The organism is Achromobacter sp. 413638, assembly GCF_043119405.1.
Taxonomy (GTDB): domain Bacteria; phylum Pseudomonadota; class Gammaproteobacteria; order Burkholderiales; family Burkholderiaceae_B; genus Achromobacter.
The window spans coordinates 25,981-36,865 of sequence record NZ_JBICCO010000070.1 but is presented as its reverse complement, the minus strand read 5'-3'; the positions used below and the strand labels follow the sequence as shown (position 1 = coordinate 36,865).

Here is a 10,885-nt window from a genome sequence, read left to right as displayed (position 1 = left end):
CTTGTGGCCATGAATGACTAGCCAAGCTCCATGCTCTTCTAGGCAACGGACGAGTGCCTCTCCATTTTCGATAATGTCGTGCGCACCTAGTTGGTTTTCAGAGTGGAGAATAGGAGGGTGATGGCAAACAAGCAGGTTTATTTTTTCGTCATGTCCGCTTTCTCGAAGCACCTCGCGTAGTGCATTCTGAGCTGACTGTGGAAAAGTACCGCGCTCATATTGATGTGGTTCAAGAGAGTGTTCGCAGCAACTATTCAGCACTAGAAGTCGATATCTGGCTGTTTCAACAAGCGCGATTGCATCTCCGAAGTAACGCGTTCTGATGTGTCTGTTGGATATCCGTGTACCCGCTTGTCGCTCAACGACAGGGTACGGTGGATCCAACAGCTTCAGTTCTTCGACAGCTCCTTTTACCTCTGACAACCATCGGATTGGGTTTTCTTGAACTTCTTTTAAGCTTCCCCGCGAGGCGACATCATGATTGCCTGTCGCAGATGCGATGTGCATGGCATCCAACTGATCTCCCAGATCCAATAGTTGTCCCCAGGCACTCTTGAGGGCGACGGCGTTGGCGTGAGTGGTAATGTCGCCAACGCAAAGGAGGAGATCTGCGGATAGGGCTTCGCTTTGGGTCAGCTCTTTCAGGTCAATCCAGGGGTTTGCATATTTCTTAGTTTCTTTAAATGTTCCATCTGGCATTAACTTTATGTGTGAAACAGATTGAGCGCCTATGGAGGATTCTACAAAAAAATGAGGGTCTCCAACGACTGCAACCCTTAGAACCTGATTGGTGGGGTTGATGTTAGTGGACATTTATTCAGTTAGCTAAGCTGCCAATCGTAGTTGGCTACTAGCATCTCCTGTGCTGTGCGGCGAGATGAGGCGAATCCCGCAACGTTTCGGTTTACCATTAGATAGTGTACGCGCCAGTTCTTCAAACGATGCAGCAAGTCTTTGGAGGGGGAGTACGACAATAGGACTTTTACCCCTCGATCAGATGCGTCAATTAGCGTGCTAGCAAGACGTTCTTCATCGTGATCTCGAAAGCTGCCTGGGCCATATTCACCTCGATCTCGCTTTGCCCCCATTGCATAAGGAGGATCGAGATACATGAAATCACCATTGCGCGTCTTGGTGACCAGATTTTGAAAATCACTGCAAACAAGTTGAGCGGTTTTTAAGCGGTCCGAAAATGCCTTGAATACCCGATACTGTGGAATAAATAAGTGTCCCTTGCCTCGTGAGACATTGAACTTTCCCGCTCTATTCGTGCGGTATACTCCGTTGAAGCAGAATCTATTGAGGTAGACGAAACGTGCTGCCCGATCTAGAGGTTGTAGATTTTCCGCATCGATGGCGCGTAATGTGTAGTAGAAGTTAGGGTCTTCGTCAAATGCGGATGCGCGATTCCATACGGCTCTTGGATGATCTCTGACAGTCTCGTATGTGGATATCAAATCGATATTAATATCTCCAAGCAGTGCGCGCTTTTGGGGTATTTTTAAGAAAAGTACCCCCGAGCCTACAAACGGTTCTACATAGCGTTTGAAAGAACTGGGAATTGCTTGGGTCAATATCGGTAGCAGTTTTCTCTTGCTGCCTGCCCATCGAAGCAACGGTTCACTCATGCGGCCTCCAGTGCCGTCGATAGCTGGTCAGGATAATCGCTGCATAGGCGAGAAAATAGCAATGCCCTTTCTGCGCATGACAGGTCGGCGATGCGATTCATTAGACGGCTGTGGCGTCGTTTAACTTGTTCGCGATCACGAAAGGTCTCTCCAATATATCGCAAGTCTTGAGGCACTGACGGAGGAGGGAAATTTGTCCATACTCTTTCCTCGCGTAGGCCAATGTGACTCGGTACCATGAGAGGCGTGCTGTGCCAGTCTTCTAACATTTGCTCGTAGAGAGGGTGAGGATAACCTGAGAGCATGACCTTGCAGGGGAGGATTGTTAGAAGCTGTAGGAGTTCTCTATGTTGATCTTCTGTTAGTTCGTGACGATACACTGCCTTGGACTTTCTAGTTGACGGTAGATATGGCGGGTCACAGTAGATAAGGGTTTGAGCTGTGAAGGGGTGACACTTCAGGAAGTGAAGTGCATCATCATTGATCAACTCCAACCCGTCGAGATGCCATGACTCAGCTTCCGCTAGTGCGATAGGGTTCAGATCTAGCCCTATGGATTTCGGGGCTGGTACTTTGTGACGCAGAACAGCTCCACTGCCAAGGAATGGTTCTACGTAGACCTCATGTGGAGGCATGAGATTGATGAGTCGCCGAAATATGAGGTTCTTGCCGCCAGGGTATCGCATGTAGCGGATCATCGCCGGTTTTGGCGATGAGCGCAAGCCACATGTGACAGTTGAAGCACTGGCGTGTTTCGCAAGCTTAATGGAATAAGGTGCGTCTGGTGGTCGTGCTGCTGCCGCTCGAGGTCTTTGTTGAACACGGGGGAACAGTCGATTACTGACTCAAGGTGCATATGGCTGGGGTCGACGTCTGAGGTGTTTCGACTCCGAATCTCTGCCTCGAAAGGGGATAAGCCCTTGTGAGAAGGCCTCATTGGTAGTGTGCCACCGGCTTTCTTCCATATAGAGGCGGCACTCATTAGTAGCATCAGCTTCCTGTAATTTCATCCTAGTTTGCGGTTGCAGGGCCATCCAGGCGCTTTTCATTCTCTATACTTGCCAAACTACCGAACCAACGGTAGCCCGGTTTGGAAGCCGGTACACTTCACCAGGCGGACGGCCGTCTTCATGACGGCCTTTTCATGTCCGCTCGCCTCCGCACGTCCCTATGGGCGGGCCTTGGCGAGGGTGCGCTTGCGCACGCCGGGTCGGTGAGACCGGTCTTCCAACCTCGTCTCGTGCCCGCCCACCCCATTTGGAAGTGGGGCGCGGGTGCTCAACTCACCGGAGGCATCCATGACGAATCACCCCCTAACCCAAAACCCCTGGTCCCTGGACACCGACCCCGAACACGGCCTGGTCGCGCTCTCCCATCTCCAACATCTGGACCGCACCCGCTACGCCATCGAAACCATCGCCCGCATGGTCGGCAATAGCGCATCCGAACCCGACGCCACCGGCTCGCAACCTTTGGACGCCTGGACCGTAGCCACCCTGCTAGGCGGCGTCGAAAGCCTGTGCGACCACATCGGCACGCTGACCGAATCCATGCTGGAACAGGCCCGAGAATCCAGCCTGGCGCTGGCGCATTGCACCGAAACGCACGACGCGCCGCCGGTAATCCAATAAGTCCATAACCCAACAAACCAACCGGCCAATCAACCCACAGGCCGCAACAACCGCCTCCCATCAAGGCAACGCAGCACCCCCCGGGCCGCCACCCCCAAGGCGGCCCGTTCCATTTCCAAGCCCACCCCCTAGCTTCAAAATTCCCCAACCAAACCCGCGCCATTGCTCATTACACTGGCCGCTCCCCATCCCCGCCAAACCGCGCCCGGCCATGTCCCGGACGACGCCACAGGAGACTCAGGTGCTTGGATCCCAGTTGATCATCCGTATGCTGCATCGCCTGGGCGTCAGGACCATCTTCAGCCTGTCCGGCAATCAGATCATGCCGCTGTACGACGCCTGTATCGACTCGGGCATCCGCATCGTTCACGTGCGGCACGAGGCGGCGGCGGTGTACATGGCGGATGCCTGGGCGCAGATGACCGGCGAGCTGGGCGTGGCGATGCTGACGGCGGGGCCGGGCCTGACCAATGGGCTGGCGCCGCTGTACTCGGCGTTGCAGGCGGAAAGCCCCGTGCTGCTGATCTCCGGCGATTCGTCCGTGGCGGAAGACGGCAAGGGCGCGTTCCAGGAGCTGGACCAGGTGGCAATCACTCGCGCGATGACGAAGCTGTCGCTGCGTCCGATGAGCGTGGGGGAATTGCATCCCGCGCTGGACCGCGCGGTCGGGCAGGCGCTGGCGCCCAGGCGCGGCCCGGTGCATCTGGCGCTGCCGTTTGATCTGTTGACGGCCGAGACCGGCTTGCAGGAACTGCCGCCGGCAGCGCCGCAGCCGATCGCGCCGTTCGCCACGGGCGCGCTGGACCGGCTTGCCGCGCTGCTGCACGCGGCGCAGCGTCCGCTGGTGCTGGCCGGCCCGAGCGGCGCGCGCTGGCATGCGCGCGCCGCCTGCCGGCAGCTGGAGGAATCGCAGGACCTGCGCGTCATCCCCATGGAAAGCCCGCGCGGCCTGAAGGATCCTTCGCTGGGCGCGCTGGCGGCGGTCATTCCCGATGCGGACCTGATCGTGCTGGCGGGCAAGTGCCTGGACTTCACCTTGGGTTTTGGAGGCGCGGCGGCGTTGGGCGGGCAGGCGCGGGTCGTGGTGATCGATCCGGATGCCGCGATGCTGGAACGCGCGCAGCGTTTGCTGGGCGAGCGGTTGGCGCTGGCGGTGCAGGGCGATGCCATCGCGGCCTTGTCCGCCTTGCGGGCGGCGCAGCCGTCGGCGGCGCGCGCGGCGTGGCGGGCGCGGGTGGATGAGGCGCTACGTTATCGCGGCAAGCCGGTGCCTGCCGCGTCGGCGGGCGCGGCGCTGGGGCCGCGCGCCTTGTGCGAGACGGTGCAGGCGTTTCTGGCGTCCGCGCCGGATCCCGTGGTGGTCTGCGATGGCGGCGAGTTCGGGCAGTGGGCGCAGGCCTATTGCAGCGCGCCGGTGCGCATCATCAACGGCATGTCGGGGGCCATCGGCGCGGGCCTGTGCTACGCCATCGCGGCCAAGATCGCGCGGCCCGGGGCGACGGTGCTGGTCCTGATGGGGGATGGCACGGCGGGTTTTCACCTGATGGAGCTGGACACGGCGGTGCGCGAGCAGGCGCCGGTCATCGCGGTGATCGGCAATGACCTGCGCTGGAACGCGGAGCACCTGATCCAGCTGCGCAGCTATGGTCCGCAACGGTTGATCGGCTGCGAGCTGTCGCCGACGGCCAGGTATGACGAAGTGGCGTCGGCCTTGGGCGGGGCGGGTTTCGTGGCGGATGACGCGCAGAGCCTGGGCGCGGCGCTGGCGCGGGCGGCGGACAGCGGCGTGCCGGCATGCATCAATGTCTCGATGGTGGGAGAGGCCGCGCCTGTGTTCAACGCGTCTGGTCCATCTGCCGGCGGGCATTGAGCCGCAGTCCGTGACGCATGTCCGCGTGGGGATGAACCAGCAGGCGTAAGCCGCAGGCATCACGCCGGCCGCAGTCCGGTCTCGTTTAGCAGTCCCATTGTTCAGCGCAGCGCCTGCGCACTGTCAGTCCCGTTGCACAACGCAGCCCCGCTACACAATGCAATCCCGTCGCACAACGTAGTTCCGCTGCATAACGCAGCCTCGCCTCACAACGTAGCTCGTCGCACAACGCAGCCTCGTCGCATAACGCAGCATCGTCGCACCACGCAGTCCCGCCGTCCCGTTGCCACGTCGTTTCACCGCGTAGTTTCGTTCCCCCGCTCGACAGGAGACATCCCATGATCAGCTTCTCCGGCCTCCGGCCGGCTGCCTTTGCTCGCGCCGCGATTTGTGTATGGAGCGCCTGTACCGGGCTGGCCGCCGCCCAGGCTTATCCCGCCAAGCCGATACAGCTCATCGTTCCTTTCAGCGCGGGTGGCGACGCCGACATGGCGGCGCGCAACCTGGCCGCCGCGGCGCAGGGGCTGCTGGGGCAGCCCGTGGTCGTGGTCAACAAGGCGGGCGCCAACGGCGCGATCGGCTCGGCCGCCGTGAAGCAGGCCGCGCCCGATGGCTACACGCTGCTGCTGGGACGGATCGGTTCGCAAGTGCTGCTGCCGGCCTTGCAGCCCAAGACCACGCCTTACACGGCGGGGGATTTCACCTACATTGGGCTGCTGGAGCTGAACCCGGTGGTCTGCGTGGTGCATCCGGACAGCGGCTACAAGACGCTGGACGATCTGGCGAAGGCGGTGAAGGCCAAGCCCGGCAAGCTGAACTACAGCCACTCCGGCCCGGCCACGGTGCAGAACCTGGCGCCGCAGCTGTTGCTCAGCACGCTGGGCCTGAAGCCGGACGCGGTGGTCAGCGTGCCGTATAAGGGCGGCAACGAGGTAGCGCTGGCGGTGTTGAGCCGGGACGTGGATTTCGCGTGCAACAACCTCAGTTCCATGACGGGCCTGTTGACCGGCGGCAAGCTGCGCCCGCTGCTGACGACCACGCCCGAGCGGCTGGCGCAGTTTCCGGACATTCCCACGGCGCGCGAGCTGGGGCTGCCGCAGATGGAAGCGGTGATCGGCTGGAGCGGGCTGTTCGGGCCGCCGAAGATGGCGCCCGAGGCGGTGCAGCGATGGGCGGCGGCGTTGAAGCAGATCGCGCGGGATCCGAAGTGGATCGCGGGGAATGAGAATTTTGGCGGGATCCCGCATGTGCTGTCGCCGGAGGACACCGAGCGGTATGTGCGGGACGGGAGCGCGATCTATGCGGAGCTGGTGGCGAAGGCGGGGTTGCAGGTGAATTAGCGGCGCGTGTCGATGCAAGGGCGTCAGGCGCTGCCGTGCGCCGCCGGACGCCCTGTCCGGGCTAGGCGCTGTGTTCGTCCGCTGCGGGCTCGAAGTCCGGGTCGCGCATGCGGATATGGCGCAGCAGGATGTCCGACAAACGAGGCTTGCGGTTCGCCACGATGATGGCGTTGGCGGCGCTCTTGAACTTGCTCCATGCCAGTTTGTAGCGGTCGTGGTCTGCTTCCATTCCGGGCAGGCGTTCGCTGTAGAACGTCAGGAAGCGCTTCAGCTCGTCGAACGCGTAGCTCTCGATGGCCTTGCGTAATTGCACGGACGAGATGTTCTGCAGGAAGGGCATGAGCGCTTCCGAGGCCGACGGCGGATCGGCCTCGATCTGCTCGATCGCGTCCATGACGGTCTGCATGGGGCGGCGTGATTCGTTGACCTCCCGGATCGCCTGCGCGATGGGGTCGGCCAACCCTTGCAGGACGCTTTCCTGCACATATTCCTTCGAAGCCTTGCGCCAATGCCGACCCCAGGCCTCGGCCATGTGCGACGCCCAGTCCTGGCCGCCGCGCCGTTCCAGGTCGCGGATGATGGTGCTGGCCATCTGCGGGGCCAGGGCTTGCCAGCCGTTCGCGCCCCAGTCGCGGGCCATGCGCAGGAAGGTCTGGTCGGTGGCGTCCGGGTCGTAGAGCGCGCGGTCCACATAGTCCAGCGCGGCCATCTGGGCGGTCGCGTGCAGCGCGCGCTCATCTCGCGCCTGCATCCTGGCCGTCACGCGGGCCGCGTGGAGCGGGTGATGCCGCACGAAGTCCGACAGCAGGGACAGCAGTTCGGTGTCGCTGATGACGCTGCATCGCACGGCCAGCAGGGCGGCGTCGCCGGGCAGCGTGTTGCCCAGCTGATCGGCGCAGACCCGGGTCCAGTCTTCCAGGAAGGTCTCCACCTGTTTGTCCGGAAAGCGGTTCTCGTAGTGCAGGACGGCCAGGAAGACCAGGCTGCGCAGGATGTATTCGGGCAGGGGCTGTTGCGGCTCACGGTCGGGAATCGCCTTCCTGAACGCATCGGTCAGTCGCTCGATGCGCTGGATGATGCGGATGTTGGTCAGACCGGCGGCCTCGGCCGCGGCGACGATAGGCTCGCGGTCCGGGCAAGCAGGCGACAAGCCCAATCCGCAGGCATCGGCCGGCGTGGGCCGCAGGTTGATCTCCGCGTCCAGGCATTTCTCCCGCACGGCGCGCCATTCCTTGCCCTGGTTGGTGCTCAGTTCTTCCTCGTTGTAGATCAGCAGCACCGTGCAGCCCTTGCCCTTGAGCGCGTCCACATAGCCGAACAGCGTCTCCAGCGACAGCGCGGCGTCGCGGCGTTCCAGGTCGTCCAGCACGATGATGCGCTCGCGCACCAGCATGCCGGTGATGACGGATTCGGCCAGCGCGCCAGTTGCCAGCAGTGCGTCGGCGGCCTCGCCGATGAAGGGGATGTTGCGCAGCGCGTCGGTGAGTTTTTTGCCGGTTTCCTTGATGACCTTGCCGCCGGCTTCGCCGTACTTGGAGGCGTTGCTGGCGGCGTCCTGCAACAGCGCGCGGCCGATCTCGTCCGGCGATTTCAGGCCGAAGCAGGAGGCGTACAGGGCGGTCTTCGCGGCGGGCAGCGTGTCACGCAGGGAAAGCCATAGATGCGTCTTGCCCGCGCCCCAGCGTCCACTCAGGCCGAGCACCTGGCCTTTGCCGTTTTCAAGAAACTGGGTCAGGGCGTTCCTGCTTGCGTTCAGGTCCATGCCGGGGTTCCACTTTTCTGGTGAGTTCACGGAGGATGCCAGCGTCGCCGGAAACGTGGCGGGCGGGTGGGGCGATAGCGGCCAGGCATCGTACCGCATGCATGGCCGCGCGGTCTGGCCGCCTTGGGCTACTTGCGGCCGTCTTCCGTCTTGTTGTCCGCAGGCGCGGGCTCCGGCGAGCACATGGTGGGATGCGGGGTATCCGGCTTGCCGGACAGGCGTTGCGACAGAGGCGGGCTGATTGTTCTGGCAATGGCCGATTTGGGCACGGCGGACGCGGCGCCCGCTTGCCAGACGGCGCAGGTGTCGGTGTTGCACCAGAGTTGATGGATGACCCCTTGGTTCGGGTCAAAACCGGGCAGCTGGGGAATCGTGGGCAGCGAGGCCAGCGGAACCTCCTGGCAATAATCCTGTGCGTCACGCTTGCCTATGATTGCAAACGGCTCGACCAGCACGATCAGACTGCAGGCGACGAGAAGCGCGACAACGAGGATCGAACCGGGAACCGCGAGGACATAGCCCACAAGACCCGCCGCGATATAGGCAATCTGGCGTGGCAGACTGAGGTCTTTAAACGGGATCGCGGTGGCCGAGACGCGAGGCTTGGCGGCCTTCCTACGGAGTTTTTCGATCGCCAGGAGGAGGATGAGCATCACGCAGCCGATCGTCGCTGGCAAGAGCATCGACATGAGTATGTCGAGAAACCAATCGCCGGAGGTCAGCAGGATATGGGCGGCGCCATTGCCCCAGGCGCGATAGGCAAGCCACATCGCATCCGACGTGGAGATGCTCATCTGTGTGTTGTCGAGGTGAAAATACGCCAGATAGCCGGCGTGATACGCCTTGCCCTGCAGGTAGAACATCGCCGTCAGGAAGACGGTGAATGGAATGGGAATCAGGCGAAGCCAGCTTTTCTTTCCGGAGTTTTCCGCGTTCTTGTCGGTTGTTTCGTTTTGCATGTCTTGGGATGGGCTTGAGTGTGTCTATGTCCCAGAGGGGGCGGGGCGGATGCGGCAGGCGCAATGCCGCTTGAATGGTGAGCGGAGTCTTACACGATTTCGCTGATCGCCAGCAATGATCCCCTGCGCTGGGCGCGGCGTCGTCGCAACGCGCCTGTCTGATCAGCCTTGCCCGCTCTTGCGTCGGCGGATGGCTCGACCGCCATCCCGGCGCACGCGCGCGAGCGCAAAACCGCGTCAAGGCAACATGGGTATGCGAGGGTCTAGCGGCGTGCCGCGCCGTGCATATTCGGCGAAGGCGACATCTCGCTTCATGGCCTCGTCCAGCGTCAGGACGAATTTCTCGCCCAGGTTGTCCCAGGGGTTGACCAGGGTCATCGACACGGCCTTGCCGGTCATGTCGTAGCCGACGCTATCCAGCACGAACGCGTGATGGAAGTGCATGTTGCCAAACGGATCAGGCTGACCGTATGCGCAGCCCACGAACAGGAATCTGGGGCTGCCGTCTTCCAGGCAGCATCCCCTGGCGGCGGCTCGTTCGAGGATCATCGACAAGCCCTCGGTATTTGTCGGACCATACATGAACGCGGTGCCGTAGCCCAGCAGGTTGCCGATCAGGGGGTCGTAGTTGTCGGCTCTTTGGTTGTGCGCGTCGATGGAGTCACGGTTCGAACGCAGCGGGCTTTGTCCGTTTTGCATCAGGTTGCCCGCCAGATGCTCAAGTATCTTGACCATCAGCGAATTCGTGCTGGCTGAGCGGGGATGGTCGATGATCCGCCTCAGCCTGGACGGGGAAATGTCGACCTGCAGCTGGCCGTTCTCCAATGCCAGTGCATATCCCTTCTTCTTCAGGTTGTGTATCTCAAACCGATCAGCCAGTACCTTTGCCAGGGTTTCCGGAGGCTCGCCCCGCAGCACCTTCTGCCTGCCCATGGGCGAATGGATATTGGCGTTGAACGTCAGCCGCAGCGCCCCGCGCTCGGTGATTTCGGCCGAGTTCAGAATGCTCTCCTGCACGATGGGACTGGACAGGGCGCCGATCATGACAACCAAGGCGTAGCAATCGCCCGTTTTTCCTTGCTTGATGGACAACGGTTCGCCGGCCGGGATGAGGCTCATGGCGTCGTCCTTGTGCTGCTGCAGGCTCAGCAGGTAGTCGTCCACCTTCATGCGCTGGCAAGCCTGGCGCAGGCGGGCGATCTCTTGCTGATCATGGATATCGCGCCGCGCATGCAGTGTCTGGCCGTCGATGATCAAGGCGTAGTCGCAGGTTCCGTTGGGATGTTCCGTCAGATTCAGTTCGAACATGTCCCGATACCGGGGCTGCGCCATGCCCCGCAGCAGCAGGAAGGCGCCGATGCGGGCACACTCCGCATCGGCGATGGGGGCGTCGCGCTGCGCAGCGACGATGGCATAGACCTTCCTGATGCTGTCCCGTTTTGCATTGCTCCGGAATACGTAGTCGATGATCCTGTCCAGCAGGTTCATCGCCGAAGCGTCTTGTTCGGACTTGGCCTGGAAAATGCGTCCGAGTCTCGACGGACTCAGGGAGTAGGCCGGATGGCGCTGGGCGACGTCGATGCTCAAGGCGTGTTTCTCCGGGCGTGGCAAGGTAATGGGGCGCCCGGATGTCGACGGCGTGGCGGCGGGGAATGACGGGCATCGGAACGCTGGGTGGCCGCAACCCGAAAAGGG

Annotated in this window: 9 protein-coding genes; 3 read left to right on the top strand and 6 right to left on the bottom strand. The window is 61.7% G+C overall.

Annotated elements, in window-relative coordinates:
* The 3 genes from ACEU5R_RS23675 to ACEU5R_RS23665 all read right to left on the bottom strand — a co-directional run.
* On the bottom strand, window positions 1–813 hold an 813-nt coding region (locus ACEU5R_RS23675), incomplete at its 3' end, for a metallophosphoesterase family protein (RefSeq protein WP_392412056.1).
* A gap of 8 nt (window positions 814–821) precedes the next feature.
* Window positions 822–1,628 carry a DNA adenine methylase gene (locus ACEU5R_RS23670; RefSeq protein WP_392412055.1) on the bottom strand — a complete coding sequence of 269 codons (807 nt, stop codon included), beginning with the start codon at window positions 1,626–1,628 and terminating at the stop codon, window positions 822–824.
* Window positions 1,625–2,314: a DNA adenine methylase gene (locus tag ACEU5R_RS23665; RefSeq protein ID WP_392412053.1), complete on the bottom strand. Its 690-nt coding sequence runs from the start codon at window positions 2,312–2,314 to the stop codon at window positions 1,625–1,627. Before ACEU5R_RS23665 ends, ACEU5R_RS23670 begins: the two co-directional genes overlap by 4 nt.
* 612 nt (window positions 2,315–2,926) lie before the next feature.
* Between ACEU5R_RS23665 and ACEU5R_RS23660 the strand changes: the two genes are divergently transcribed.
* The 3 genes from ACEU5R_RS23660 to ACEU5R_RS23650 all read left to right on the top strand — a co-directional run bounded on the left by ACEU5R_RS23660 (window position 2,927) and on the right by ACEU5R_RS23650 (window position 6,469).
* Window positions 2,927–3,259 (top strand): hypothetical protein, encoded by a 333-nt coding sequence (locus ACEU5R_RS23660; RefSeq protein ID WP_392412052.1) that lies wholly within the window; start codon window positions 2,927–2,929, stop codon window positions 3,257–3,259.
* A 241-nt stretch (window positions 3,260–3,500) separates the two neighbouring features.
* Window positions 3,501–5,129, top strand: a complete 1,629-nt coding sequence (locus ACEU5R_RS23655; protein WP_392412051.1) for a thiamine pyrophosphate-binding protein — start codon at window positions 3,501–3,503, stop codon at window positions 5,127–5,129.
* Between the two features lie 338 nt (window positions 5,130–5,467).
* Complete coding sequence (locus tag ACEU5R_RS23650; RefSeq protein WP_392412049.1) at window positions 5,468–6,469, top strand: Bug family tripartite tricarboxylate transporter substrate binding protein; 1,002 nt, start codon at window positions 5,468–5,470, stop codon at window positions 6,467–6,469.
* 61 nt (window positions 6,470–6,530) lie between these two features.
* On the opposite strand, the gene ACEU5R_RS23645 is transcribed toward ACEU5R_RS23650, so the two are convergent.
* The 3 genes from ACEU5R_RS23645 to ACEU5R_RS23635 form a co-directional block, all read right to left on the bottom strand.
* On the bottom strand, window positions 6,531–8,231 hold the full coding sequence (locus ACEU5R_RS23645; protein WP_392412047.1) for a hypothetical protein: 1,701 nt from the start codon (window positions 8,229–8,231) through the stop codon (window positions 6,531–6,533).
* A gap of 128 nt (window positions 8,232–8,359) precedes the next feature.
* On the bottom strand, window positions 8,360–9,190 hold the full coding sequence (locus ACEU5R_RS23640) for a hypothetical protein (protein WP_392412044.1): 831 nt from the start codon (window positions 9,188–9,190) through the stop codon (window positions 8,360–8,362).
* Window positions 9,191–9,427: 237 nt separating this feature from the next.
* Entirely contained in the window at window positions 9,428–10,777 is a 1,350-nt protein-coding gene (locus ACEU5R_RS23635; RefSeq protein ID WP_392412042.1) for a hypothetical protein, read from the bottom strand.
* Between the last annotated feature and the right edge of the window lie 108 nt (window positions 10,778–10,885).

What these genes read in the sequence shown, in the direction of transcription:
- ACEU5R_RS23670 (WP_392412055.1), bottom strand. Translation starts at nt 1,628, where the DNA reads ATGAGTGAACCGTTGCTTCGATGGGCAGGCAGCAAGAGAAAACTGCTA.
- ACEU5R_RS23665 (WP_392412053.1), bottom strand. Translation starts at nt 2,314, where the DNA reads ATGCGATACCCTGGCGGCAAGAACCTCATATTTCGGCGACTCATCAAT.
- ACEU5R_RS23660 (WP_392412052.1), top strand. Translation starts at nt 2,927, where the DNA reads ATGACGAATCACCCCCTAACCCAAAACCCCTGGTCCCTGGACACCGAC.
- ACEU5R_RS23650 (WP_392412049.1), top strand. Translation starts at nt 5,468, where the DNA reads ATGATCAGCTTCTCCGGCCTCCGGCCGGCTGCCTTTGCTCGCGCCGCG.
- ACEU5R_RS23645 (WP_392412047.1), bottom strand. Translation starts at nt 8,231, where the DNA reads ATGGACCTGAACGCAAGCAGGAACGCCCTGACCCAGTTTCTTGAAAAC.
- ACEU5R_RS23640 (WP_392412044.1), bottom strand. Translation starts at nt 9,190, where the DNA reads ATGCAAAACGAAACAACCGACAAGAACGCGGAAAACTCCGGAAAGAAA.